Source organism: Exiguobacterium sp. s46 (assembly GCF_018618875.1).
In the GTDB taxonomy this organism is placed as follows: Bacteria; Bacillota; Bacilli; order Exiguobacteriales; family Exiguobacteriaceae; genus Exiguobacterium_A; species Exiguobacterium_A abrahamii.
Genome location: NZ_JACSMY010000001.1, coordinates 1,706,554 through 1,732,501, shown reverse-complemented (window position 1 = coordinate 1,732,501; position 25,948 = coordinate 1,706,554). Strand labels below are relative to the sequence as shown.

The 25,948-nt window shown below is 47.2% G+C and carries 23 protein-coding genes, 1 riboswitch and 1 other annotated feature; of the genes, 17 read left to right on the top strand and 6 right to left on the bottom strand.

The genetic code is table 11. From position 1 onward, the window contains the following. Nucleotides 1-40: 40 nt before the first annotated feature. Genes KNQ08_RS09040 through KNQ08_RS09025 form a run of 4 tightly spaced genes read right to left on the bottom strand, consistent with a single transcriptional unit; the run spans nt 41 to nt 2,820 of the window. Nucleotides 41-1,231, bottom strand: a complete 1,191-nt coding sequence (locus KNQ08_RS09040) for an aminotransferase (RefSeq protein ID WP_149427745.1) — start codon at nt 1,229-1,231, stop codon at nt 41-43. Beyond that, on the bottom strand, nt 1,228-1,725 hold the full coding sequence (locus KNQ08_RS09035; RefSeq protein WP_050678638.1) for an Lrp/AsnC family transcriptional regulator: 498 nt from the start codon (nt 1,723-1,725) through the stop codon (nt 1,228-1,230). The genes KNQ08_RS09040 and KNQ08_RS09035 overlap by 4 nt, the downstream gene beginning before the upstream one ends. Before the next feature lie 4 nt (nt 1,726-1,729). Continuing rightward, entirely contained in the window at nt 1,730-2,524 is a 795-nt protein-coding gene (locus KNQ08_RS09030; protein ID WP_133207639.1) for a glycosyltransferase family 2 protein, read from the bottom strand. A 56-nt stretch (nt 2,525-2,580) separates the two neighbouring features. Next, the gene (locus KNQ08_RS09025) at nt 2,581-2,820 is read right to left on the bottom strand and encodes a NifU N-terminal domain-containing protein (protein WP_023469118.1); all 240 of its coding nucleotides are present in this window, start codon (nt 2,818-2,820) and stop codon (nt 2,581-2,583) included. A 456-nt stretch (nt 2,821-3,276) separates the two neighbouring features. On the opposite strand from KNQ08_RS09025, the gene KNQ08_RS09020 reads away from it, so the two are divergent. From KNQ08_RS09020 to KNQ08_RS08980, 9 genes are all read left to right on the top strand, one after another. Beyond that, complete coding sequence (locus KNQ08_RS09020) at nt 3,277-5,544, top strand: ribonucleoside-diphosphate reductase subunit alpha (RefSeq protein WP_023469117.1); 2,268 nt, start codon at nt 3,277-3,279, stop codon at nt 5,542-5,544. A gap of 18 nt (nt 5,545-5,562) precedes the next feature. Further along, nucleotides 5,563-6,051, top strand: a complete 489-nt coding sequence (locus tag KNQ08_RS09015) for a flavodoxin domain-containing protein (protein WP_023469116.1) — start codon at nt 5,563-5,565, stop codon at nt 6,049-6,051. Continuing rightward, on the top strand, nt 6,020-7,063 hold the full coding sequence (locus tag KNQ08_RS09010) for a ribonucleotide-diphosphate reductase subunit beta (protein WP_035406099.1): 1,044 nt from the start codon (nt 6,020-6,022) through the stop codon (nt 7,061-7,063). Before KNQ08_RS09015 ends, KNQ08_RS09010 begins: the two co-directional genes overlap by 32 nt. 435 nt (nt 7,064-7,498) lie before the next feature. Next, nucleotides 7,499-7,891 carry a S1 domain-containing post-transcriptional regulator GSP13 gene (gene yugI, locus KNQ08_RS09005; RefSeq protein WP_012371159.1) on the top strand — a complete coding sequence of 131 codons (393 nt, stop codon included), beginning with the start codon at nt 7,499-7,501 and terminating at the stop codon, nt 7,889-7,891. A gap of 137 nt (nt 7,892-8,028) precedes the next feature. After that, nucleotides 8,029-9,195, top strand: a complete 1,167-nt coding sequence (locus KNQ08_RS09000) for an iron-containing alcohol dehydrogenase (protein WP_023469114.1) — start codon at nt 8,029-8,031, stop codon at nt 9,193-9,195. A gap of 113 nt (nt 9,196-9,308) precedes the next feature. After that, nucleotides 9,309-10,658, top strand: a complete 1,350-nt coding sequence (locus tag KNQ08_RS08995; RefSeq protein ID WP_050678632.1) for a glucose-6-phosphate isomerase — start codon at nt 9,309-9,311, stop codon at nt 10,656-10,658. Between the two features lie 172 nt (nt 10,659-10,830). Next, nucleotides 10,831-11,304, top strand: a complete 474-nt coding sequence (gene ytkD, locus KNQ08_RS08990) for an RNA deprotection pyrophosphohydrolase (protein ID WP_149427744.1) — start codon at nt 10,831-10,833, stop codon at nt 11,302-11,304. Continuing rightward, a complete protein-coding gene (locus KNQ08_RS08985) occupies nt 11,276-12,031 on the top strand; it encodes an alpha/beta hydrolase family protein (protein ID WP_149427743.1) in 756 nt (251 codons plus the stop codon). The genes ytkD and KNQ08_RS08985 overlap by 29 nt, the downstream gene beginning before the upstream one ends. A 174-nt stretch (nt 12,032-12,205) precedes the next feature. Further along, on the top strand, nt 12,206-13,459 hold the full coding sequence (locus tag KNQ08_RS08980) for an EAL and HDOD domain-containing protein (protein WP_149427742.1): 1,254 nt from the start codon (nt 12,206-12,208) through the stop codon (nt 13,457-13,459). 24 nt (nt 13,460-13,483) lie between these two features. Here KNQ08_RS08980 and pckA read toward each other — a convergent pair whose 3' ends face one another. Next, nucleotides 13,484-15,052, bottom strand: a complete 1,569-nt coding sequence (gene pckA, locus KNQ08_RS08975) for a phosphoenolpyruvate carboxykinase (ATP) (protein ID WP_195864591.1) — start codon at nt 15,050-15,052, stop codon at nt 13,484-13,486. Between the two features lie 234 nt (nt 15,053-15,286). Beyond that, nucleotides 15,287-15,413: riboswitch (SAM riboswitch) on the top strand. Between the two features lie 128 nt (nt 15,414-15,541). Here pckA and metK point away from each other — a divergent pair. From metK to KNQ08_RS08960, 3 genes are all read left to right on the top strand, one after another. Continuing rightward, nucleotides 15,542-16,750, top strand: a complete 1,209-nt coding sequence (gene metK / locus KNQ08_RS08970) for a methionine adenosyltransferase (protein WP_023469108.1) — start codon at nt 15,542-15,544, stop codon at nt 16,748-16,750. Nucleotides 16,751-16,887: 137 nt separating this feature from the next. After that, nucleotides 16,888-17,376, top strand: coding sequence for a GNAT family N-acetyltransferase (locus KNQ08_RS08965; RefSeq protein WP_023469107.1), 489 nt, complete (start codon nt 16,888-16,890; stop codon nt 17,374-17,376). A gap of 78 nt (nt 17,377-17,454) precedes the next feature. Further along, on the top strand, nt 17,455-18,159 hold the full coding sequence (locus KNQ08_RS08960; RefSeq protein ID WP_035396459.1) for a serine aminopeptidase domain-containing protein: 705 nt from the start codon (nt 17,455-17,457) through the stop codon (nt 18,157-18,159). 50 nt (nt 18,160-18,209) lie between these two features. Here the strand turns inward: KNQ08_RS08960 and mnmM are convergent, their stop codons facing one another. After that, nucleotides 18,210-18,809: a tRNA 5-(aminomethyl)-2-thiouridylate-methyltransferase MnmM gene (gene mnmM, locus KNQ08_RS08955; RefSeq protein ID WP_353049227.1), complete on the bottom strand. Its 600-nt coding sequence runs from the start codon at nt 18,807-18,809 to the stop codon at nt 18,210-18,212. A 153-nt stretch (nt 18,810-18,962) separates the two neighbouring features. On the opposite strand from mnmM, the gene KNQ08_RS08950 reads away from it, so the two are divergent. The 5 genes from KNQ08_RS08950 (at nt 18,963) to KNQ08_RS08930 (ending at nt 25,920) form a co-directional block, all read left to right on the top strand. After that, nucleotides 18,963-20,141, top strand: a complete 1,179-nt coding sequence (locus KNQ08_RS08950) for an MDR family MFS transporter (RefSeq protein WP_214771174.1) — start codon at nt 18,963-18,965, stop codon at nt 20,139-20,141. A 183-nt stretch (nt 20,142-20,324) separates the two neighbouring features. Beyond that, a complete protein-coding gene (locus KNQ08_RS08945; protein ID WP_214805302.1) occupies nt 20,325-21,359 on the top strand; it encodes a peptidoglycan bridge formation glycyltransferase FemA/FemB family protein in 1,035 nt (344 codons plus the stop codon). A 94-nt stretch (nt 21,360-21,453) separates the two neighbouring features. Beyond that, on the top strand, nt 21,454-22,098 hold the full coding sequence (locus KNQ08_RS08940) for an HAD family hydrolase (protein WP_214805300.1): 645 nt from the start codon (nt 21,454-21,456) through the stop codon (nt 22,096-22,098). Between the two features lie 38 nt (nt 22,099-22,136). After that, nucleotides 22,137-22,359 (top strand) — a binding site (T-box leader). 46 nt (nt 22,360-22,405) lie between these two features. Then, nucleotides 22,406-24,811 carry a leucine--tRNA ligase gene (gene leuS, locus KNQ08_RS08935; RefSeq protein ID WP_029342384.1) on the top strand — a complete coding sequence of 802 codons (2,406 nt, stop codon included), beginning with the start codon at nt 22,406-22,408 and terminating at the stop codon, nt 24,809-24,811. Nucleotides 24,812-24,942: 131 nt separating this feature from the next. Then, nucleotides 24,943-25,920 carry a hypothetical protein gene (locus KNQ08_RS08930; protein WP_149427738.1) on the top strand — a complete coding sequence of 326 codons (978 nt, stop codon included), beginning with the start codon at nt 24,943-24,945 and terminating at the stop codon, nt 25,918-25,920. Nucleotides 25,921-25,948: the final 28 nt, after the last annotated feature.

Here is a 25,948-nt window from a genome sequence, read left to right as displayed (position 1 = left end):
TTATCTTGTGGAGATTGACTTTTAAGTCAACCATTTATTTTTAATGTGAATGAGACGATGCTGCCTCATCTTGAGCCTGCCATTTTTTCATGAAGCGATGAATCCGAGCGATCGCTTCTTGCAGTTGTTCAATCGAACTCGCATAACTCGCCCGGACATAACCTTCACCGCTTGCTCCGAAGACGGATCCTGGAACGACGGCGACGCGCTCAGCGAGTAACAATTGCTCAGCGAACTGCTCGCTCGTTAGTCCGGTATGACCGATGTACGGAAAGGCATAGAAGGCGCCACCCGGTAAGTGTGTCGGGAGACCCGCATCGTTTAATGCCTTAACGAAGTAGTTCCGGCGTTGACGATAACTCGTCACCATGTCAGGGACCGTTTTATGACGAGAACGCAGTGCTTCAATGCCCGCGAATTGAACGAGTGTCGGGGCACACATCATCCCGTATTGATGGACCTTCAGCATCGATTGTGTGATTGCAGGTGGCGCACAAGTGAAACCGAGCCGCCATCCTGTCATCGCGAAGGCTTTCGAGAAACCGTTGATGATGATCGTCCGCTCTCGCATACCGGGAAGGGTCGCAAAGCAGATCGCTTCCGTTTCGTAGGACAGTTCCGCATAGATTTCGTCACTGATGACATATAGATCATGCTTTTGGACGAGTAAGGCTAGGTCCGCTAATTGATCGCGCGACATCGTCGAGCCTGTCGGATTCGATGGGAAACAGAAAATGATCGCTTTCGTCTTATCTGTCAGCAATTGTTCGATCGTTTCCGGTTGAATCGCAAAACCGTCTTCTGCATGACACGCAGCGGCGACAGGAATGCCTCCAGCGAGTTCGATCAAGGGAGCATACGAAACGAATGCCGGTTCGACGACGATGACTTCATCTCCTGGATTGATCAAACTACGAAAGGCAAGGTCGAGTCCCTCTGATGCTCCAGTCGTGACGATGATTTCTTCCGTCGTCGAATAGGAGATGGTGAATTTTTCTTGCATGTAGAGCGCGATTTCCTGACGTAACTCGAGTAAACCGGCGTTGGCACTATACGCTGTATAACCTTGCTCGAGTGCTGCGAAGCTCGCTTCGCGAACATTCCATGGCGTGACGAAATCAGGTTCGCCGACACCAAGGGAGATGACGTCTTCCATCGATCCTGCTAAATCAAAGAAACGACGGATGCCGGATGGGGCTAACTGTTCGACACGTTCAGATAGAGACTTCATGGAGACACCTTCAATCGTTTGTCATCATCATCCTGACTGAAGAGAACACCATCGTGCTTGTAGGTCTTCAAGCGGAAATGGGTCGTCGTCGAGATGACGGAGTCGAGCGTCGATAATTTTTCCGAGACGAATTGAGAGACTTCTTGTAGCGATTTGCCATCAAGTACGACTTGTAAGTCGTATGCGCCCGACATCAGATAAAGGGACGTCACTTCCGGGAAACGATGGATGCGCTCCGCTACCTCGTCAAACCCGCGTCCGCGTTTCGGTGTGACTTTGACATCGATGAAAGCTGTCACGCCATGATGGGCATGAATCTTTTGCCAGTCGATGACAGCGGTGTAACCGAGTAGGACACCGTCGCGTTTGAATGTCTCGATGGAAGCTGCTACTTCTGACGCTTCCCAGTCGAGCATTTGCGCAAGCAAGTCCACGTCCATCGGACCATTTTGTGTTAATAATGCTAATAATTCGAGTTGTTTTTCGGTGTACATGGGATCACTCACTTTCTGTCAATTGACCATTGAAGGTACGGCGGGTCTGGCGCAATCGTGCGCGTCGCTCAGCCTGGACGATATGGAAGTTCTTCATTTCATTTGTCGGAAGTTGGTGTTTTTCAACGAGGCGTTCAAAAAAGACGCGTCGCGCTGCATCCTGACGCGCGGATTCATGATTACCCGACGGATTGAAAGCATATAAGACGGTCGCGCGCGCCGGATGCAGTATTAAATGATCCTTGCCGACGCGTAAGATCCAATCCCAGTCCCAGTAGTTGAAGACGTCCTCATCAAATGGACCGAGTTGATCGTGGAGCGATTTACGATAGAGTGACCCGGACGGAATGTACGTCGAGTCTTCTCGAATCGTCTCCGGATCGTACGGATACGCGAATGGCTCAGAATCGATTGCAATCCGGTGATCCTCTTCCCAGCGGTACGTAAAGAGTTCCGCGTCCGTATAGGTGAGGTCGGCACCAGCTTCGAGATCGCCGACCGCTTCTTCGAGGTGACTCGGTAATAAGAGGTCGTCATCGTCATGAAGTAAGATATACCGACCGGAAGCGAGCGTGACACCATGATTTCGAGCACGAACATGGTGGTTTTCAGGTAACTCGACATAGGTCAGTTGAAGACGGTCCTGATACGCAGTCGTCACTGCTGAGACATCGTCTCCATTATTGTTTAAGACGATGACTTCGAAGTCTTGATAGTGTTGACGCGTCAACGCTTCTAGCGCTTCTGCTAATTCACGAGGACGATTGTACGTCGGAATGATGATGGATACGGTTGGCATCAGTGATCGCTCCTTGAACAAAGACACCTGTCCAGGAACAGGTGTCTTCTTGTTTTTTACATGTTTGCTTCAATGCGTGGTAGCAGTTCGTTCCATTCTGCTTCTGGTTCTTTCGTAACCGTCACGAAGTCGCCGTAAGCGAACAGATTGTCGATGCCATCGAGGGCGATCAATGATGCGAGCAACGCATCTTCAGGTGTATCTTCTTTTTTGACACTCGTACTTTTAGCACCGAAGCGCTGTTCTTCGAGCGTGATTTTGACGGAATTCGGATTTGGTGTGTAATCGACTTGCATGAGGTAAGCTCCTTTCAACGTACATACGTATATGCCGTCTTTTCGTGATAGATGGATTGAATCCTTCTTCCTGATAGACGGAAGATCGATACGTTCAGTATATCAGAAAATTCGAAGAGAATATTTTTCTTCTAGTAGGAGAAATGGACCATCTTTATTTTAACGGTTCACTTGACCTTATAATACATTTTACTCGCTATCTCAATATATCTCAAAAGGCGTCATGATGCCTTTTTCAAATTGTTTGACCTGAATTTCAAAGCAAGGGGTTATTTTTTTGAATTTCAGTGATAACCTATATCTTGTACATTAACAGGTTTAAAAACGGCTAAAACGTCTATATATAGAGTGATACTTGTAGAGTCCTTTCTATATGTAGGACGTCTTTTTTTAGTTTAGCGTATTTCATTGTGTAATGCGAACCTGTTTAACGATAGAGAATGGGAGTGGTTCATAGTGGCATCTCCACTGAATACAGCACGCATCTTTAAGGGTGCAATGACAATAGAAGACGTATATGTCGTGATTCGACAGGCGACGGAAACGTATCCGGAACTTGATATCGACCGCTATACTGAACGTGCCATCCGAGCGCTTGAGGGAAAATCCCTACAAGCCGATCAAGTCTATGAACTGTTAACGATGCACGCACTCGATATGTTGAAGGCAGAAGAGCCGAACTGGACATTCGTAGCGACAGCGACTTACTTAAATCGGTTATACCTTGAAGCAGGTGAAAATCGCGGATATGCAGCAGAAGAACGGTATGGTTCGCTGTATACGCTGATTGAAAAACTGACAGAAATCGGCATCTTCACGAAACATTTACTAGATGCGTATTCGAAGGAAGACATCAACGAACTGTCGGCAACGATCGATCCATCCCGCGACCACTTGTTCACATACATTGGTCTTCGAACACTGGCAGACCGGTACCTCGCACGTGATCACGTCAAAAACTTGTACGAGCTACCACAAGAACGATTCATGGTCATCGCGATGACACTGATGCAGAACGAACCGAAAGAACGTCGTTTAGAACTCGTCAAAGAGTCTTACTGGGCATTGTCGAATCTCTACATGACAGTTGCGACTCCGACGCTTTCGAACGCTGGTAAGTCTTACGGTCAACTTTCTTCATGTTTCATCGATACAGTCGATGATTCGCTACGTGGCATCTACGACTCGAACACGGACGTGGCGACACTCTCTAAAGGTGGCGGCGGAATCGGCGTCTACATGGGTAAAATTCGCTCACGCGGATCAGACATCAAAGGCTTCAAAGGCGTCTCAAGTGGTGTCATCCCGTGGATGAAACAATTGAACAACACGGCAGTCAGCGTCGACCAGCTCGGTATGCGCCAAGGATCGATCGCGGTGTATCTCGACATCTGGCATAAAGATATCCTCGAATTCCTGGACGCGAAGCTCAACAACGGGGATGAGCGACTTCGGACACACGACTTGTTCACAGGCGTCAACTTACCGGACCGTTTCATGCGTGCCGTCGAAGCACGAGAAGACTGGCATTTATTTGACCCACACGAAATTCGGACAGTCATGGGCTTTAGCCTCGAGGATTACTTCGATGAGACGGAACAAGGTGGCAGCTTCACGGAACGATACGAAGCATGTGTCAACGAGCCACGCCTCAGCAAAAAAACAGTTCCAGCAATCGATCTCGTCAAACGCTACATGCGTTCGCAACTTGAGACAGGGACGCCATACATGTTCTTCCGTGACGCGGTTAACCGTGCGAACCCGAATAAACATGCAGGCATGATCTACTCGTCAAACCTGTGCTCAGAAATCATGCAGAACATGAGCCCGACGACCGTGACGGAAGAATACACGGAAGACGGTAAGATCATCGTCACGAAGACACCAGGGGATTTCGTCGTCTGTAACTTGTCATCGATCGCACTTGCACGTGCAGTTCGTTCTGACGTCCTAGAGCGATTGATTCCGATTCAAATGCGGATGCTTGATAACGTCATCGACTTGAATACGATCGATGTCCCGCAAGCACAATTGACGAATCAAAAATACCGTGCCGTTGGTCTTGGGACGTTCGGTTGGCACCATCTGCTCGCGCTCGAAGGCATCCGTTGGGAATCGGTCGAAGCGGTACAATACGCAGACCGTCTCTACGAGAAGATTGCTTACTTGACGATCGATGCGTCGATGCAACTTGCGAAAGAGAAAGGCGCGTACCGTCTCTTCGAAGGTTCAGAATGGCAAACAGGAGAGTACATCAAACGTCGCCACTACAAAACGACGGATGAACTCGATTGGGATCGTCTCCAAGCCGACATCACGGCGTACGGAATGCGTAACGCATACTTGATGGCAGTCGCACCGAACTCATCGACGGCAATCATTGCGGGTAGTACGGCATCGATTGATCCAATCTACAAAAAAGTCTACTCGGAAGAGAAGAAGAACTATAAGATTCCAGTCACCGTTCCAGATTTAACGCCGGAAACGAACTGGTTCTATAAATCAGCGTTTGAAATCGACCAGTTATGGAGCATCCGTCAAAATGCTTCGCGTCAGCGTCACATCGACCAAGCGATCAGTTTCAATCTGTACGTGAAAAATAACGTCAAGGCGAAAGAATTACTCGAGATGCACATGGAAGCGTGGCAACTCGGGATGAAGACGATCTACTACACGCGTTCGACGACGGTTGAAATCGACGAATGTGAATCGTGTTCATCATAAGATAAGGAGGACGATATCATGAAGGCAGCAATCGTATATGCGTCATTGAGTGGAAACACGGAGGAGGTGGCAGAACTCGTCGCGAAGACGTGTTCTGAGATGGGAATCGAGCCGACGATGTTGTTTGCGGATGAAGTGACGACGTATCAGTTAATGCCTTATGATATCGTCTATTTTGGTTCGTATACGTGGGGAGATGGACAACTACCCGACGATATGCGCGATTGTCTCAGAACCGTTCTAAAGGAGAGTTCGCATGCGATTCCGCAGGCAGCTGTTTTTGGAACAGGGGACAAGATGTTCGTCAAATATTGTCGCGCCGTTGATGAGATGGCCTATCATCTCTCGAAATTCGGTGTACCGCTTGCTGGAGAACTGTTGAAAATCGAACAGTCACCACGCAATCGCCCACATCTCGTCAAGGAATGGACGAAACGGACCATTCTTCAATTACAGCAAGAAGGAGTCGAAGCACATGGAACAGCTACAAAAAATCAAACTGCTTGATGCACGTCATCCAAATCGCGCGACAGCGATCATCGGTGGCGAAACGAGTGCCATCGTCAACTGGAACGACATTGCGTATCCACAGTTTTATTCGATTTACAAACAACTGTTATCGAACTTCTGGATCCCAGATGAGATCTCGATGTCGAAGGACATGCAACAGTGGAATCAATTAAGTGAACGGGAACAGGATGCATTCAAACGAATCATCGGGCTACTCTCGATCCTTGACTCGGTTCAGACACGTTATATCTTGGAATCGGCAATGTTCACGTCGGATTCGTCCGTTCATGCGATTCTCGCAATCATCGCGCAACAGGAAGTCGTGCATAATCAATCGTACAGCTACGTCTTATCCAGCTTAGTTCCATTGGCTGAACAAAACCGGATTTTTGATATCGCGAAAGACGATGACATGGTCATGAAGCGTAATGCATTCATTCTTGATTTATACGAAGATTTCCAAAATGACCGGACTCCAGAGAACTTCGCGAAATCGCTCGTTGCTTCGATCGTTCTTGAAGGAATCAACTTCTATTCAGGCTTTGCCTTCTTCTATAACTTAGCGCGTCACCAAAAGATGGTCGGAACATCGACGATGATCAGTTATATTCAACGTGATGAACTGCAACATTCGTACTTCATCAGCCAATTGTTACGTGCTGTCTTGTCGGAGCATCCGGAAATTGATGCCGATGGCTCATTCACACAATTCGTCTATGACACGTTCAAGCGTGCCGTTGATCTTGAAATCGAGTGGAGCGAATACGTCTTACGTGATCTAGACGGACTTGACGTCAGTGAGATGCGTGACTATGTTAAATATCTCGCGAACAAACGCCTTCGCGTCATCGGTTTGTCGGATCTCTATGAAGGGCACGACGAAGACGTCATGCCATGGATTCGTGCGTATTCAGATGATTCGATGAACGCGACGAAATCGGACTTCTTCGAACAAAAATCACGTTCGTATGCGAAAGTAACCGATGCAAATGGATTTGACGATCTGTAAGTAATAAATAAATCAATTGATGATTGCTTCTACTCTATATTTCCTTTACGCTAGGACAGGTGAGGTTCTGCTCGACTCCTGCGGAAAAACAAGTCATCATGACCCTGGAAGATGCGACGCATCTGAAGCGGCATGAGGGCTTGTCCGCGGAAAGTGAGCAGACCGAGACTGTCCGTTTTTTTGATAGTCTTATCTGTCTTTCGTCTTTCTCGTTTCAAGCAATACTTTTCTTTGTCACTTAGGTCAATTGAGCAAAAGAACAAAAAAAGGGCCGAACTCGGAAAGTTCGGCAGAATCAGGGGGAATACTTGAAGTCTTGCTATTAAAATGTTCCCTTGTGAAATAAAAAATAAACAAATTCCAAAAATATTTTTTACGATACAAGAAAAGTGTGTTATTATAAGTTGATGAATTTAGTTAGGGAGTGTATACATTATGGCAAACTTTGAAAAAGACCAAGTCGTTACTGGTAAAGTAACTGGTATTCAAAACTTCGGTGCTTTCGTAGCACTTGACGAGCAAACACAAGGTCTCGTCCACATCTCAGAAATCTCACACGATTACGTAAAAGACATCAACGATTACGTAAAAGTTGGCGATGAAGTAACTGTTAAAGTTCTCGACATCGACGAAGCTAACAAAAAAATGAAGCTTTCGATCAAAGCAACTCAGGAAGCTCCAAAACGTGAAGCACGCGCGAAAGGTCCACGCAAAAACGCTGGACGTCGCGATGCAGGTCCTGCTTTCAAACAAGAAGAAGCACCTGGATTCAACGTTCTTAAAGGTAAATTGGAAGAATGGATTGAAAAATCAAACTTCCAAAAATAAGCCACATGAGAGAATCGACATCGGTCGGTTCTCTTTTTTTTATGCGATTTTTACACAGAATAAGCATTAAATTAGATGCGAAAGGGGAATGTGTGGATAATGTAAGGTGTTCATTACTTATTGAGGAGGCAACACAGATGGAAAACTTTGAATATCGCAATCCAACAAGACTTATTTTTGGTGACGGTCAAGTCAGCCAACTGAAACCACAACTCGAAGCACTCGGTGCAAAGAAAGTCATGCTCGTCTTCGGTGGCGGCAGTATTAAACGTAATGGCGTCTATGATGATGTCACACGTGAACTCAACGCGGCAGGAATCGAGTACGTCGAATGCGACGGTGTCGAACCGAACCCGCGTATCGAGACAGCAGAGCGCGGTATCAAAATCGCACGTGAAGCAGGCGTTGACGCATTGCTTGCACTCGGTGGCGGTTCTGTCATCGACTGCACGAAATTGATTGCTGCTGGTATTCCTTATGAAGGCGAAGCATGGGATCTCGTCATCGGCAAAGCAACACCAGAAACAGTCATCCCATTCGGAACAGTCTTGACGCTTGCAGCAACAGGTTCTGAGATGAACTCAGGATCCGTCATCACGAACTGGAAGACACAAGAGAAGTACGGTTGGGGTAGCCCGCTTACGTTCCCAACATTCTCAATCCTTGATCCGAAGTACACAGTCAGTGTGCCAAAAGATCAAACAATCTACGGTATCGTCGATATGATGAGCCACTGCCTCGAGCAATACTTCCACCCTGCGCATGCACCGGTCCAAGAACGGATGACAGAAGGTGTCATGAAAGCAGTCGTCGAAGCAGCACCAAAACTCGTCAACGATCTCGAGAACGTTGAACTTCGTGGCACGATTCTCTTCGCTGGTACGATGGCGCTCAACGGTGTCCTTCAAATGGGCGCACGCGGCGACTGGGCATCACACAACATCGAACACGCCGTCTCAGCTGTTCATGATATCCCGCACGCAGGTGGACTCGCAATCCTCTTCCCGAACTGGATGCGCCACGTACTCGACGAATCAAACGCACATCGTTTCGTCACACTCGGTGAGAACGTCTTTAACGTTGATACGGAAGGTAAATCAGAGATGGAAGCAGCACACGCGACAATCGACGCAATCAGTGCTTTCTGGACATCACTCGGTGCACCGAATCGTCTCGCTGATTACGACATCAAAGAAGATACAGTTGACGCAATCGTCAAGTCAGCAATGACACGCGGCGACTTCGGAAACTTCAAATCACTTGGAAACGAAGACGTTCGTCAAATCGTGACAGCTGCCCTATAACAATCTGTAACATTTGCTACTCATTTCACAAAAGACTTGAACGACCTTCCTTCTTGCGTTTTAATGAAAAGGAAGGTCGCATTTCGTTGCGAATGAATAAGGAGGACGATGGCATGTCAACAGTACGTTTTGATTATTCGAAAGCCCTACAATTCGTAGGTCAACATGAAGTAGATCATATGGCGGAAACGGTAAAGACGCTTCACCATGCGATTCATGCAGGAACAGGCGCAGGAAGTGATTTCTTAGGATGGGTGGATCTTCCGACGAATTACGATCAAGCGGAATTTGCACGCATTCAAGCGTCTGCAGAAAAAATCAAGTCGGATTCTGATGTGTTGTTAGTCGTCGGAATCGGCGGTTCATATCTCGGAGCGCGTGCTGCGATCGAGATGCTCGGACACTCATTCCATAACTTGTTATCAAAAGAAGATCGCAAAGCACCACAAATCATCTATGCAGGACATAATATCTCATCGACGTATCTGCACGATTTATTCGAAGTCCTCGAAGGAAAAGATGTATCGGTCAACATCATCTCGAAATCGGGTACGACGACAGAACCAGCAATTTCGTTCCGTCTCTTGAAATCGTTCATGGAAGAGAAATACGGTAAAGCAGAAGCAAAACACCGGATTTATGCAACGACGGATAAAGCGCGTGGTGCATTAAAAACACTCGCAGACTCTGAAGGATATGAAACATTCGTCATTCCGGACGATGTCGGCGGTCGTTTCTCTGTTTTGACACCGGTTGGTCTATTACCAATCGCAGCAGCTGGTATTTCAATTGAAGAGTTGATGCAAGGTGCCCGTGACGCGCAAGAGCGCTATGCGAGCGAAAACCTAGCTGACAACGAAGCGTATCAATACGCGGTCGTACGAAATGCGCTCTATGCGAAAGGGAAGACGATCGAGCTTCTCGTCAACTACGAACCAGCACTTCATTATGTATCGGAGTGGTGGAAACAATTATACGGCGAGTCAGAAGGAAAAGACTTCAAAGGAATCTTCCCAGCAGCAGTCGACTTCTCGACGGATCTCCACTCGATGGGACAATACGTCCAAGAAGGTCGTCGTGACCTGTTCGAGACAGTCATCAAAGTCGGTCAAGCGCGTCATGCGTTGACTGTTGAAGAAGACGCTCAGGATCTCGATGGATTGAACTTCCTTGCAGGGAAGTCGATTCAATTCGTCAACGATAAAGCAGCAGAAGGTACGTTGCTTGCGCACACGGACGGACAAGTACCGAACTTGACAGTCGAACTTCCAGAGATGACACCGTATCACCTCGGATTCCTGTTCTACTTCTTCGAAAAAGCTTGTGCGATGAGTGGTTACCTCCTCGGAGTGAATCCATTTGATCAGCCAGGCGTTGAAGCGTACAAGAAAAACATGTTCGCTCTTCTTGGTAAACCAGGATTCGAAGCAGAAAAAGCAGAACTCGAAGCACGTTTGAAGTAATGTAAAATGACAGTCGATCGTTCCCTAGTGGAACATCGGCTGTTTTTTTGCTTTTACCGGATGATAGTAGGCTATCATTTTCCAGATTTACAGGTAATCCTAGCGTTTTCACTTTTAGAATACCCGTGAAACAGGTAAAGTGAAGTTAGAAGAAGAAATGAGGTGCACGTACGTGATTACATTCTTGGATTATTATCAAAATCAAGTGGAGTTAAGTTTTGATGACCATCCGTTCTCGGATCGTCCCTTGCACGTGTGGGTCATTGCCGTGTACGAAGGAAAATGGTTGCTGACCCATCATAAGCAGCGGGGGTATGAATTTCCTGGTGGAAAGGTTGAACCGGGTGAAACAGCAGAAGAAGCCGCACGTCGCGAAGTGATGGAAGAGACGGGTGGGGAAATCGATTCTCTCTCATATGTCGGACAGTATCGTGTTGCTGGAAAAGGTGATACGATCATCAAAAACATCTATTTCGCGCAAATCGGATCATTGTCGTCTCATCTTGCCGTGGATGAAACAGATGGTGCTTTTCTATTCGAGGAACTCCCTGATCGTCTCGATACGAATCGACAATACAGCTTTATGATGAAGGACCGTGTCCTTCCGGAGACACTCCGTGTACTTAGCGAACGCCGATTGGTTTGAACTTCCGCGCCAAGGTCCGTTTCGGACGTTTCGGATGTTTTATACCACAGCGGACGGAGAACGGGTCGGTGCCTATATCGTACTCCCGCAAGTTGCGAACGGTCAGGGGATTCTCTACTTGCGTGGTGGAACGCGTTCGATCGGAATGGTCCGACCGACTCGACTGCTCGCGTTCGCACAGGCAGGCTTTTTTGTCATGGCACCTTTCTATCGAGGGAATCTAGGCGGTACGGGAAAAGAAGACTTTGGACATCACGATATCGAAGACGCCTGCAGTGCCTTTGACTGGTTGCAGCAACGTGTCTCACATGTTCACGCATTTGGATTTTCACGTGGTGGACAGATGGCGTTGCTCCTTGCGCATCACCGTCCAGTCGCCCGAACGGTGTCCTGGGCAGGGGTGACGGAGTTGACGTGGACGTATGAAGAGCAGAAGACGATGCAAAAGATGCTGCGGCGATACACGGGAGGTACACCAGACACGGTTCCTGATGAATACGCGGTTCGCTCGCCGCTCCATGTCGAACCTCAAGGTGAAGTATTATTGATTCACGGTGCATACGATGAGAACGTTCGTTTACGACACGCAACCGCTTATGCTGCACGTCATCCTGAGCATACGACGCTTCAGACTTATGCCTATGCCCATCAATTTCCGATTCATGACAAGTTGCGTGTGACGCGGAATGTGTTGAATTGGTTTGAGACTGGTATCTATAATCGATGATTTAGCCGGTACGATGAATGTCGTATCGGTTTTTTTGTCATCTGAAGAATTGAACTTACATACATAATGGGAAAAAAAGAATATTGATTCGTTGTAAAAAACAATAAACTTCCTGAAAAATAAATTTTGATATAATTAGAACCATATGAGTAATGTAGAGGGGGATGGAGGACGATGGATATCTTACTAGCACGTCAACCCATCGTTGACCGAATCGGAGCAGTTGATGCATTCGAGTTGCTGTATCGTTCCGTCAAACAAATGAATGTATTCGACGGTGATCTAGCGACAATGGATGTTTTAACGAATACACTCGTTCATATGGGTGTAGAGCATGTCGCTGAAGGTAAAAAACTTTTCGTCAACTTTACAGCGGATCTCTTGAAAAGTGATCTGATTCACTATTTAGATCCAAAACGGTTCGTTATCGAAATTTTAGAAACTGTTGATATCGATACAGAGATGTTATCTGTGTTGCACAGTTGGAAAGAAGCAGGTTTTACACTAGCACTCGATGATTTTGTGACCGATTTACTTCGTCAACATGGAACAGAATTATTCGCGCTAATTGATTTAATTAAAATCGACATCGAGGCGATTTCTCCTCGCGAGCAAAGTGCGATCCTGCATATCGTCCGGCGTAATTATCCCCATATCAAGATGCTTGCCGAACGAGTCGAGACACATGAAGATCACACACGTTGTCTTGAAATGGGATATGACTGGTTCCAAGGCTATTTTTATGCTAAGCCTATGTTGATGAAGGGAAAAGCTGTCCCTCCTCAATTGCCGGTATTGCTGAAGATGCTAAAATGGCTCGATACGGATGAAAAATACGATGAAGTCATTGATGAGATTGAAGCAAATCCGTATATCAGCATTCAAGTACTGCAACTGATCAATTCTCCAGGAATGGGATTACGAAATACAGTCAGCTCTGTTCGTCAAGCCATTTCACTACTTGGCTTCTCGCAACTCAAAAGCTGGATTTCGTTAATCGTCTTGCGTGAGATGAAGCTTGCTAGTCCTTACGAATGGTCAAATGAGTTACTCCGGTCTTCTTTACATTGTGCTAAGCTTTGCGAGCTATTTGCAAAAGAAACACGCACGTTGAAGTCAGAGAGTGCCTACATGATCGGATTGCTGTCACATATTGATGCGTTATTGTCTGTGGATATCGACGACATCATTGGTCAATTACCAATCGAAGATTCCTTGAAGGTTGTCCTACAAGGAAAAGATCATCCATTCCGGGATTGTTTAGTGCTTGTGATCAGTGCAGATCGCGGTGATTTTGATCAGTTCGAACTACTCAGTCAACGTTTAGGTGTCTCACTTCCACGAGCCTATGCGCTACTAGCAGAAAGTCAGGAATGGCTTAAACAAAAAGAAACACATCTTCAAGAAAGAACGGATTCTATCCTATAAAAAAAGAGCCCGAAGGCTCTTTTTTTATAGGCGTGGACCAGCTGACTTGATCGCATCCGTCGCACTTTCGAAGCGAAGGAAATTATGTTGGAATTTCTCAGCAAGCGACCGCGCTTGTGTGTCGTATTCGTCCGGATTCGACCAGACGCGTACTGGATTGAGTAACTCGCTTGGAACACCTGGAACTTCCAGTGGCATATGAAGTCCGAAAATCGGGTGCTCTTCTGTTGGAATCGTTGCGAGTGTACCGTTGACGGCAGCGTTGACCATCGTCCGTGTATAGGATAGCTTCATGCGGCTACCTGTTCCGTAAGCACCACCTGTCCAGCCTGTGTTGACGAGATAAACAGTGACACCATGACGATCAATCAATTCGCCCAGCATCGTCGCATATTTTTCAGGCATCAGTGGAAGGAATGGTGAACCGAAGCATGTTGAGAACGTTGCTTCCGGTTCCGTGACCCCACGTTCTGTTCCAGCGAGTTTTGATGTATATCCTGATAGGAAGTGATACATCGCTTGTTCTTTCGTCAATTTACTGATCGGAGGCAAGACACCGTACGCATCAGCCGTCAAGAAGACGATCGTCTTCGGGTGACCAGCACGTGACGGAACAGCGATATTATCGATTGCAGTGATCGGATAAGCAGCACGCGTATTTTCCGTCAACGATGTGTCATCGTAATCAGGGTGACGGGCTTCGTCGAGCACGACGTTTTCAAGGACGGTTCCGAAACGGATCGCGTCAAAGATTTGCGGTTCTTTTTCGCGTGATAAGTTAACGGTCTTTGCATAACATCCGCCTTCGATGTTGAAGACACCGTCGTGCGACCAACCATGCTCATCGTCGCCGATCAATTGACGGCTGTCGTCTGCTGAGAGGGTGGTCTTACCAGTACCGGATAGACCGAAGAACAAAGCGACGTCGCCTTCGTGTCCGACGTTTGCCGAGCAGTGCATCGAAAGAACATTTTCTTGTGGCAAGAGATAGTTCATGACGGAGAAGATCGATTTTTTGATTTCTCCCGCGTATTCCGTTCCACCGATCAGGACGATCCGATGTTCGAACGACATCGCGATGAACGTTTCGGAGTTCGTTCCGTCAACGGCAGGATCTGCTTTGAAATGTGGCGCATAGACGACCGTGAACGGTTCGAAGGCAGCCACTTCAGGATACTCGCGTAAAAAGAGTTGTTTGGCAAACAGGTTATGCCAAGCGTATTGTGTGAGCACACGGACCGGAAGGGTGAAGTGCGTATCTGCTCCAGCAGCAGCTTCTGTGTAGTAGAGCTGGTCGGCTTCGTTCATGTAACGAAGAACCTTTTGCAACAATTGTTCAAATTTGTCTCCATCCATTGGTTGGTTGACATGCCCCCAATCAATGTGAGACTCGCAGGAAGAATCACGGACGATGAACTTATCTTTTGGTGAACGACCTGTAAATTTCCCCGTTTCTACAGATAATGCGCCGTTCTCAGCAAGGACACCTTCTTCGTTTCGAATCGCATGTTCGACAAGTTCAGCAACAGATAGTTGTTTGAACACATGCTCTTTCTTGAGTAGTTCTTCGATATTCAGGACCGTCATCGGCATCCTGACCCCACCTTTCCCCTACGTTGGTTTTGGCTCACTGTATTTAGTATGACACATTTATTATATATGACATACTAAAGAGAGAGCAATCATTTTCTGATGCTGATTTCTATTTATCTGGAAACGCTTTCAGCATTAACAGTTTAACATCTCTTTCAAAAAGTTTCGACTAGAATTTGAAACCTTGCTTGACAGAGTAGGTACAACTTTATATCATGTAATTCGTAACGGATACTCTTATTCTGAGCAGGTGGAGGGAACAAGGCCCGAAGAAACCCGGCAACCGTCCTACATTAATTCACATATTAATGAGGGAAAAGGTGCTCTCCTGAAGCGAAGTAAACACTTCGAACGATAAGAGGGTAAAGGAAGAACGCACAACCTTTCCCTGACCATTTTTTGGACTTGGAAAGGTTTTTTTCATTTTACCGTCCCACTCAACTAGGGGAAATGAGTACACCGTCAAATTCTTTTTTGGGAGGGTCATACATGACAAACCTTAATCGCCGACTATTCACGTCGGAGTCAGTCACTGAAGGTCATCCAGATAAAATCTGTGACCAAATTTCGGATTCAATTCTTGATGCAATCCTCGCAGCGGATCCAAACGCGCGTGTTGCGGCAGAAACTTCTGTTACAACAGGTCTCGTTCTCGTTGCAGGTGAGATCACGACATCGACTTACGTCGACATTCCAAAAGTCGTCCGTGAAACGATTCGTGAAATCGGTTATACACGCGCGAAATACGGTTTCGACGCTGACACGTGTGCTGTATTGACATCAATCGATGAGCAATCAGCAGACATCGCTCTTGGTGTCGACCAAGCGCTTGAAGCACGTGAAGGTAGCATGTCTGATGCAGAAATCGATGCAATCGGTGCAGGAGACCAAGGTCTCATGTTCGGTTACGCAACGAAAGAAACACCAGAACTCATGCCACTTCCAATCTCGCTCTCACACCGTCTCGCACGCCGTTTGGCAGAAGTGCGTAAAAACGGTCAACTCGACTACCTTCGTCCAGACGGAAAAACACAAGTCACGGTCGAATACAACGAGAACAACGAGCCGGTTCGTGTCGATACGATCGTCATCTCGACACAACATGCAGAAGAAGTCACGCTTGAGCAAATCCAAGCTGACTTGAAAGAACACGTCATCACACCGGTTATCCCGGCTGAATACATCGACGCAGCAACGAAATTCTTCATCAACCCAACTGGTCGTTTCGTCATCGGCGGACCACAAGGAGATGCTGGATTAACTGGTCGTAAGATCATCGTTGATACGTATGGTGGATACGCACGCCACGGCGGTGGAGCATTCTCAGGTAAAGATCCAACAAAAGTCGACCGTTCAGCTGCATACGCAGCACGTTACGTCGCGAAGAACCTCGTTGCTGCAGGTCTTGCAGACAAAGCAGAAGTTCAACTCGCGTACGCAATCGGTGTCGCGCACCCAGTATCAATCGCGGTTGACACATTCGGTACAGGAAAACTTCCTGAAGCGCAACTCGTCGAATTGGTTGCTGAAAACTTCGATCTTCGTCCGGCTGGAATCATCAACATGCTTGATCTCCGTCGTCCGATCTATCGTCAAACAGCTGCATACGGTCACTTCGGTCGTACAGATGTTGAGCTTCCATGGGAGCAAACAGATAAAGCAGCAGTTCTTGAAGAACAAGCAAAACGTTTCGCATAATCAAAAAGTCCGAAAACCCTACGCAGGTTTTCGGACTTTTTTGTTTCCGTGGAACTTTGCAGGAAACGAATGTTTTTTCTAGAAGAGGGTAAAAGTACATGAGTCGATTCGTATGAATACAAAGGGGGGTTCCGATTATGGAAATACGCGAAGCTATTCCAGCTGATGCAGGACGTATTCATGACATTGCCGTCACATCTTGGTTGGATACGTATGCAGAAATCTATTCCGAACGTTCGAAAGCGCATTTCGTGCAGGAGGCGTATCCGCAAGAAGAAGTCGTTCGTGCGATCCGGACGGCGGAAGAAGCACGGGGAGAGTATTTTTATGTCGGAATCATCGATGAGGAAATCGTCGGTTTCATTCATGCTGTTGATGTTGAGGGAACGTGGGAAATCATTCGTCTGTACGTCTTGCCGAAATATCAGCAAAACGGAATCGGGCGACGGCTGATCCGTGAACTCGAACGACAAGGAGCCGTCCCACTCGAAGTATACGTGGAGGCACGTAACTATAAAGCACGTCAGTTCTTGACCTCATTCGGTTTTGAAGAACTCAGTGAGATGACGGAAGAAGTCTTTGGGCAAGTAGAATCTGTCATTCGTCTTCGCCATGTCGCCTCATGAAATCCGTCTTGGGACGGTTTCGTGTGCGTTTGAAATAAGGTATCGTAAAAAGGAAGTATGAAGTGAAGAGGTGAGTTTGTGGTTGAACAACCAACAGGAATCATCGTATTAGTCTATCCGTTACAACTGCGTGCCCGTCCGAGTGAAGCTTTGATTCGGGTACTCGAACGAGAGTATGAAGTATTACTTGTCGACGCACCACGTCGCATCTCGTTTGAAGAACATGGTCAACTGTTAAAAGAAGCATTACGTGAAGCCGGGAAACGCAAGCTACCGATTCATATCGTCGCCTGTAGCATGGGCGCACTCGTCGTCAATCGTCTGTTGCAAGAATATGAATTACCGGTCGCAAGCCTTGCGTTCATTTCACCGTTATTTGATTGGCATCCTTCGAAACAACTCGGAGGCGTCAAACAAGTCTTCGCGAGTGCATTTGATCGTTTCCGGCCCGATGCGCCACTCGGTACGTTGCCGTTTGGTCAAAGTACGGAAGATACCGTTCGCATCGGTGAGTTGACCTATGCGCAGTACCGGGAAATCGAAGAAGAGATCGTCGTACATGACGAGGAACGAAAAAAACTGCCGCGTGTGAACTTGGCTTGTTTTTATGCACCAGACGATCAGTTCGCAGACGTCAAGTTGACGCTTGAAGTATGCCGGAAAATGGGTGGCGATCAGATTTACTTACAACGTCTACACGGTTTTCCGCATTTTAGTTTCGAACGGTTGAACACTCGGTTTGCAGAAAAATTAATGTTGTTCTTTAAGCTTGTTGAAGAATGAAATAATAAAAGTGATGCCTCTAAAAAAGGGCATCACTTTTTTGTGTCCCATCATCCGCGTACTTTTTTCTCGATCGCGATGATGAACGGGGGATGATTTTGTTGATTCAAGAAACGGTACTGGAGAACGGCATAATTTTGCTGATCAAGGGCTGTGACGTAATCGAGGACAGCGTCGCGTTCACGTTTTCCTTCCAGGTGACCGTGATAGACGACGAGGACGACAAGACCGCCGGGAGCGAGGACTGGGAGGAGGGCATCGAGTGCTTCGAGCGTCTCTTCTCCTGTCGTCGTGATTGATTTGTCGCTTCCAGGCAGGTATCCGAGATTGAAGACACCGGCGCGGACAGGACGTTGTTCGTCCGAAAGACGGGCACCGACATGGATGTGGCTTTCATGATAAAGGTCGACGCGTGCTAACATTCCGGCTTCGTCGAGACGTCGCGTCGATTCCTCGATGGCTTGTGCCTGGACGTCGAACGCAAGAACCCTTCCTTCTGGACCGACGCGTTCTGCTAAAAACTGTGTATCATGTCCATTTCCGGCAGTCATATCGACGACGCAGTCTCCGGGTTCGATAACGGACTCGAGTAATTGTTTCGTATAAGGTAGTACACGGGCAAGTGACATGGCATAGACTCCTGTTCCTATGGTCTGTTTTTCTAGTAATGGTTCAGTATGTGCAAGATTCTTTCTGCATTATATCATTTTTTGATTCGTTGACGAAAAGCGAAGTGGCTTGACAGTTAGGGGACGGATTGCGTAAAGTGGCAAGGTTGAGAATGAAATAGGAGGACCACAGGTATGCCAAAATTACCAAAAGCGGTCTGGATCCTCGTCCTTGCGATGGCCATCAATACGACGGGATCCTCTTTTTTATGGCCGTTTAATACATTATATATTCATGAATATTTAGGAGAGTCGATGACAAAAGCAGGGATGGCATTGTTCGTCAACTCGGCCTTAGCAATCGTCGGAAACTACTTAGGTGGAAAAGCGTTTGACCGTCTCGGTGGCAAGAAGACGCTTGTCATTAGTGTCATCGGACTTGTCCTGTCTTCCGTCGGCTTGTTGCTGTTTCATCAGACGTACCTCGGATACGTCGCGATGCTTGGATTGATTGGATTCGTCGGTGGGATGGTTTTTCCGACGATCTACGCGATGACGGGTGTCATCTGGCCGGAAGGCGGGCGCCGTGCCTTTAATGCGATCTATGTCGCACAAAACGTCGGTGTAGCGCTCGGGACAGCAGTCAGTGGTCAAATCGCTGCCTTTTCGATTCAGTACATCTTCATCGCCAATCTTGTCCTCTACATCGCCTTTGCCATCATTTTGTTCGTTGGTTTGTCCTGGATTCAGGCACCGACGCGGATGCATGCGGCGCATGACGAGATCGAAACGACACGCACACCCCTTGCACGCGGTGCGGCACGGACGATGTTGCTCGTCTCGATTGGTTATGCCTTACTTTGGTTCGTTTATGTGCAATGGCAAGGAACCTTTGCCGTACACACGAAATCGCTCGGTGTCACGATTTCCGAGTACTCGATTCTTTGGACGATCAACGGAGCACTCATCGTGTTCGCACAACCTTTACTAACACCAATTCTTCGTTGGTTTGGAGATGACTTAAAGCGACAATTGATGACCGGTACAGGAATCTTCCTCTTGTCTTATCTGATCGTTCCGTTCGCAGGCGGCTTCAAGATGTTCCTCGTCGCGATGATCATCCTGACGATTGGTGAGATGTTCATCTGGCCAGCAGTTCCTGCTATGGCAGCGAGACTCGCGCCGATCGGAAAAGAAGGAGAATTCCAAGGGTACGTCAATATTGCTGCTTCAGCGGGGCGGATGATCAGTCCGACCGTTGGAGGGTTGATTTACGATGTATCAGGTATGTCAGCGGTCTTCTTGACATTAATTGGATTGATTCTGTTAGCGGGCGTCGTCTTCCTTCGTGCTATTCCAAAAATCACATCATGAGCATCATCTGTAAGACAGCGGACATTATGACCGCTGTCTTTTGTTACGTCATTCGTTCCAAAATCATAAAATAAACATTTAATAATATGGAATATTTCGGCAAAGAAACGGGTACTTTCTAATCAAGAACTTGAAAAAGAAAGGTCATATGAACGTTGCTTCTTTTTGACTGGAGGTGCACGAATGGAAAGGTGTCAATTCATCACAGATGCCGCAACTTGGACGACACACGTACAGCAACAGCCTCTTGATATCTTCTACAGTCACCAATATGTCACGCTCAACGCTAGACCGTCTGAGCAAGCGGTGCTATTCCGTTATGAAGGTGATGCAGGAACACTGTTCTATCCCTTTTTGAAGCGCCGAATTTTTGATACGCCTTATTCAGATCTCATCACGCCGTATGGCTATGGTGGACCGGAAATCATCGGTCAACTGACTGCGACTGAAATGCAGCATGCACGTCTATTGTTTGAAAGGTGGGCAAAGCGAGAAGCGATTGTCTCGGAAATGATTCGCTTTAATCCATTGACGGGAAATGAACGCTTCATGCGGGATTGGACGAAAGTCTCCTTCATCCGTCATACGACGAGTATCGATTTACGCCCTTCACTAGAGGACATCATGCAGACATTTCATAAGAAGACGAGAAGTATGATTCGCAAATCGCTTGCCTCTCCTTTAACCGTTAGAACAGGAACACGAGACGACCTACCTGTTTTTGTAGCGTTGTATCATGAAACAATGGACCGAAAGAATGCTTCGGCTCATTACTATTTTACGGACAGTTATTTTGAACAATTATTTGAAGCAAATCCACTCTGTGAGCCATTGTTACTGATTGCGGAAATCGACGGAGAACCTGTTGGTGGATACTTCGTATTGCTCGGAAAAGAATATGCCCACGGTCATTTGATTGGTTGTAAGCGGGACGAAGCGAAGATGTTCCCGAATCAGCGACTCGAGTACGAAGCGATTCTTCAGGCGAAAGCACGCGGTCTCGTCGAACAACATCTCGGGGGTGGATATCAAGAACGGGATAGTCTCTTTGAGAGTAAATGCCGTTACACCGGGTATCGTTTATTTGAGTATCATCAAGGAAAATCCATTCTTCAACCAGCCATATACGATCAGTTATGTGTACGATACGGGTCAGATGCTGATTCGGATTATTTTCCGGCTTACCGACAAACCAGTGTCCAAATGGCGACAAGTTAAACAGTAACTAAATGAAGAAGGATAAACGACTACATTGTGTAGTCGTTTTTTTGATATGCTGAAATCATGATAGATCAATTGAGGGGGATGTGTCTTGAAAAAACGAGGTCTTATTTTTGATATGGATGGGGTCATTTTAGATAGTGAAATTCGCTACTTTGAGGTCCATCAGCAGATGTTCAAAACGTTATCGATTCCGCTCGACCCGGTTCAGTATGCGACGTTCATGGGAAAAACAGGTGATGAGATGTGGGAAGAGCTTGTCGCCCAGCATCAGCTAAAAGAAACAGCTAGTGCGTTACTAGAAGAAGAACATCGGTTGTTTCAAATTCATGCAAAACCGGAGGAATGTGGTTTAAAAGAGGGAGTCAAACAAGTCATCGAGCAAGCGGCGTCTCTTGGTTACGATATCGGGATTGCCTCCTCGAGTTCGCTTCAAAAAATCGAACGCGTCATCCGTCATTATGAGCTTCCAATCACGCATTACGTCAGTGGAGAAGAAGTCGTGCGTTCAAAGCCTGATCCTGCGATTTTTCATCTTGCAGCATCACGAATCGGGCACGCGCCTGAAGATTGTCTCGTCATTGAAGACGCTGCAAACGGGATGATCGGCGCAAAAGCAGCAGGCATGGAAGTGATTGCGCTTCTCGATGATCGGATGCCGATGCAACGTCTAGAACAAGCGGATCATGTAGCACGATCGCATGCAGAAATCGAGGAAATTTTACGGAAGCGTTGACGCTTGAGGAAGAAACAGATTACACTAGGAAAAGATAGTCAATTGCATGGAACTGAAGTAGTAGGGGAAAGGTGCCGTCAAGAGAGCTGGTGGAAGGTGCGAACCAGTCGGTAACAACCGTGAACTCGTCAGGGAGCACGATTCGTGAAGTCGTAGTAGCGAATCCGGTCTTTCACACCGTTATCCGTGAATCAAGCGGTCTGTCATAGACAGACAACGTGGGTGGTACCGCGGAAGCCAAACCGGTCTTTCGTCCCTATTCCTAGGGGCGGAGGACCGGTTTTTTTAGATTAGAGGAGGAAAAGACATGCCGTACAATCATCGCGAAATCGAACCAAAATGGCAGGCGCGTTGGGATCAAGACAACGCCTTCGTCACGACAGAAGATCCAGAAAAAGAAGGGTTTTATGCCCTTGATATGTTCCCGTATCCGTCAGGTGCCGGTCTCCACGTCGGTCACCCGGAAGGCTACACAGCAACGGATATCCTCGCACGGATGAAACGGATGCAAGGATACAACGTCTTGCACCCGATGGGATGGGATGCGTTCGGATTACCAGCAGAACAATACGCCCTCGATACAGGGAATGACCCACGTGAATTCACAGCGAAAAACATCGAGACGTTCAAGCGTCAGTTGAAAGAACTTGGATTCTCCTATGACTGGGATCGTGAAATCAACACGACAGATCCGAAGTACTACAAATGGACACAGTGGATCTTTACGAAGTTGTATGAAAAAGGACTTGCGTTCGTGGACGAAGTCGCGGTCAACTGGTGCCCAGCACTCGGAACCGTTCTTGCGAATGAAGAAGTCATCGACGGATTATCTGAACGCGGAAATCATCCGGTCGTGCGTGTCCCGATGCGTCAATGGGTCTTGAAAATCACGGAATATGCGGATCGTCTTCTTGAAGATCTCGATGACCTCGATTGGCCGGATTCTGTCAAAGAGATGCAACGGAACTGGATCGGGAAATCAGAAGGTGCTGAGATCGATTTCACGATTGATGGACACAAAAAACAAGTCACGGTCTTTACGACACGCCCGGACACAATCTTCGGTGCGACGTACCTCGTGCTTGCGCCGGAGCATCCATTCGTAGCTGACATCACGACAGCGGATCACAAGGAAGCCGTCGATACGTACATTTCGCAAGTCCAAACGAAGTCGGACCTCGAGCGGACGGATTTAGCGAAGGAAAAAACAGGCGTCTTCACGGGTGCTTTCGCCGTCAATCCAATCTCAGGTGATCGTCTTCCAATCTGGATCGCTGATTATGTCCTTGCTTCGTACGGAACGGGTGCAATCATGGCGGTCCCAGGACACGATGAGCGCGATCATGAATTCGCGAAACAATTCGACTTGCCAATCGTTGAAGTCGTCGCGGGTGGAAACGTCGATGAAGCAGCCTATACAGGAGAGGGCGAACACGTCAACTCGCATATGCTTGATGGTCTTGGAAAACAAGAAGCAATCGAGACGATGATTGCTGAACTCGAAACGAATCAAGTCGGACGTAAGAAAATCACGTATCGTCTCCGCGACTGGTTGTTCAGTCGTCAACGGTATTGGGGCGAGCCGATTCCAGTCGTTCATATGGAAGATGGTTCGATGAAGACGCTCAGTCAAGAGGAATTACCGCTTGAACTTCCAATCATTCCGGAAATCAAACCGTCTGGTACAGGCGAATCACCACTTGCGCTTGCGGAAGACTGGTTGGATTATACGGATCCTGAAACAGGAATGAAAGGGCGTCGCGAGACGAATACGATGCCACAATGGGGCGGAAGCTGCTGGTATTATCTCCGTTTCATCGATCCGCACAATGAAGAGGCGATCGCGGATCCAGAAAAATTAAAATACTGGCTTCCAGTCGATATTTACATCGGTGGTGCGGAACACGCCGTTCTCCACTTGTTGTATGCGCGCTTCTGGCATAAAGTCTTGTATGATGCAGGCGTCGTACCAACAAAAGAACCATTCCAGAAGTTGTACAACCAAGGGATGATTCTTGGAGAGAACAATGAGAAGATGTCGAAATCACGCGGTAACGTCATCAATCCGGATGAAATCGTCAAATCGCATGGTGCGGATACATTACGCTTGTACGAAATGTTCATGGGACCACTCGATGCATCAGTTGCCTGGTCGGAGAACGGTCTTGACGGGGCGCGTCGTTTCCTCGATCGTGTCTGGCGCTTGTTCGAACGGACAGCAGACATTCAGGACGTTACAGAAGTCGATGCTGACTTCGAGCGGACGTACCACCAGACGGTCAAGAAGGTCACGGAAGACTTCGCGAACATCCAGTTCAACACCGGAATTTCGCAACTCATGGTCTTCGTCAACGAAGCAAACAAACAGCCGGTTCTTCCGCGTCACTTCCTTCGTGGATTCATCCAATTGTTAACGCCAGTCGCACCACACCTTGGTGAAGAACTCTGGGAACAACTTGGATTTGAAGAGACATTGACGTATGCAGCATGGCCAACATTCGATGAATCGAAACTCGTCAGCGATACGATGGAATTCGTCATTCAAGTGAACGGAAAGGTTCGCTCGAAAATCGAAATCAACATCGATGCGACAAAAGAAGAAATCGAAGCACTTGCCTTTGCTGATGAAAAGACACAAGAATGGATCGGCGACAAAACAGTTCGTAAAGTCATCGTCGTACCGAAAAAATTAATCAATATCGTGGCAAACTAAGCCATAGCCCCTTTCATTCGTTTGATGCGAATGGAGGGGGTTTCTTCATTTCCGTCGCAAGTCCGCTTTTTTTTTCAACGACCTTCTGCTACACTGAATCAGAAACCGAGAAAGAAAGGCGAGTACCATCAATGAAACGATCTTATATAGTCTATACAACGATTTTTGCTGTCGTTTCGGGGTTGATCCTTTGCGTACTGCTCGTCTTCTCGAAGCCAGAGACGTTGTCACGTATTCAAGAAACGTTCGCGAAAATCGAGACGCAATCAAAGCATCAGGCAGCCGTTAAACAGGTGCCACCGAAAACGCCTTCAGCTATTCCGAACCCGGAAGAGCCATTAATCAAAAATGTCCAACACATGTTATATGATGATTCCATTGGTTCGTACCTCGTCGTCACAGACGATTATCGTTTCTTTGAAATCAGTGGAACCGGAGAACGCATCAACGCATCTTTCCAGTTAGAAGAAGGAAAGTTGTTGCTCGCTGGTTTAGACGGTATGACGCTCGTTGACGGGGAGACCGTCGCGCTATTGACGTCGAATCAGATTCTAGTCACGATTACGCGAAAAGACGGTGTCTGGAGCGAAGAAAAACGTGAAAAAGTACAAGGAACGACGATACGGGATAGTTTCCATGGTCTTGGATATGATGCGAAGAAAAAAGAATTCTATACGATTAATCATATTCGAGCACTGGGACGAGTCGAGGTGACTTATTTCGCGATGAAAGAGGATAAGATCAAGATTGATCCTGACGCCTCGGAAAAGAAAAAACGTGCATTGAAGAAAAAACAGAAACCGCCTTATCTGTCAGTCATCAAACGTGAGAAGATTGAAGCGGCGAGTGGGATGCGAAGTGATGCGAAGAAATCGTTCGAGTCCGAGTTCCGTCCGATTGGTCTTGCTGAACGGCAAGGTCGGATCTACACACTCGATTCAGAAGCGCTCTATCTCTATTCGATCGATCGAAAGGACAAAACGATCACGGGTGAGACAGCCAGTCCGAAAGTATATGGTTCGAAGGGGATTTTCGTGCAGGATAACGAGTTGTTCGCGTTAGTCGTCACGGATAAATTCTCAAGCCGATCGTTTACACCGATTGATTAAATCCTGACACAACAAGACCCGATTCCTC

What these genes read in the sequence shown, in the direction of transcription:
- KNQ08_RS08995 (WP_050678632.1), top strand. Translation starts at nt 9,309, where the DNA reads ATGTCAACAGTACGTTTTGATTATTCGAAAGCCCTACAATTCGTAGGT.
- KNQ08_RS09015 (WP_023469116.1), top strand. Translation starts at nt 5,563, where the DNA reads ATGAAGGCAGCAATCGTATATGCGTCATTGAGTGGAAACACGGAGGAG.
- KNQ08_RS09030 (WP_133207639.1), bottom strand. Translation starts at nt 2,524, where the DNA reads ATGCCAACCGTATCCATCATCATTCCGACGTACAATCGTCCTCGTGAA.
- KNQ08_RS09035 (WP_050678638.1), bottom strand. Translation starts at nt 1,725, where the DNA reads ATGTACACCGAAAAACAACTCGAATTATTAGCATTATTAACACAAAAT.
- KNQ08_RS09000 (WP_023469114.1), top strand. Translation starts at nt 8,029, where the DNA reads ATGGAAAACTTTGAATATCGCAATCCAACAAGACTTATTTTTGGTGAC.
- KNQ08_RS09040 (WP_149427745.1), bottom strand. Translation starts at nt 1,231, where the DNA reads ATGAAGTCTCTATCTGAACGTGTCGAACAGTTAGCCCCATCCGGCATC.
- KNQ08_RS08930 (WP_149427738.1), top strand. Translation starts at nt 24,943, where the DNA reads ATGAAACGATCTTATATAGTCTATACAACGATTTTTGCTGTCGTTTCG.
- metK (WP_023469108.1), top strand. Translation starts at nt 15,542, where the DNA reads ATGACAAACCTTAATCGCCGACTATTCACGTCGGAGTCAGTCACTGAA.
- yugI (WP_012371159.1), top strand. Translation starts at nt 7,499, where the DNA reads ATGGCAAACTTTGAAAAAGACCAAGTCGTTACTGGTAAAGTAACTGGT.
- KNQ08_RS09025 (WP_023469118.1), bottom strand. Translation starts at nt 2,820, where the DNA reads ATGCAAGTCGATTACACACCAAATCCGAATTCCGTCAAAATCACGCTC.
- KNQ08_RS09010 (WP_035406099.1), top strand. Translation starts at nt 6,020, where the DNA reads ATGGAACAGCTACAAAAAATCAAACTGCTTGATGCACGTCATCCAAAT.
- KNQ08_RS08980 (WP_149427742.1), top strand. Translation starts at nt 12,206, where the DNA reads ATGGATATCTTACTAGCACGTCAACCCATCGTTGACCGAATCGGAGCA.
- KNQ08_RS08965 (WP_023469107.1), top strand. Translation starts at nt 16,888, where the DNA reads ATGGAAATACGCGAAGCTATTCCAGCTGATGCAGGACGTATTCATGAC.
- leuS (WP_029342384.1), top strand. Translation starts at nt 22,406, where the DNA reads ATGCCGTACAATCATCGCGAAATCGAACCAAAATGGCAGGCGCGTTGG.
- pckA (WP_195864591.1), bottom strand. Translation starts at nt 15,052, where the DNA reads ATGCCGATGACGGTCCTGAATATCGAAGAACTACTCAAGAAAGAGCAT.
- KNQ08_RS08950 (WP_214771174.1), top strand. Translation starts at nt 18,963, where the DNA reads ATGCCAAAATTACCAAAAGCGGTCTGGATCCTCGTCCTTGCGATGGCC.
- KNQ08_RS08945 (WP_214805302.1), top strand. Translation starts at nt 20,325, where the DNA reads ATGGAAAGGTGTCAATTCATCACAGATGCCGCAACTTGGACGACACAC.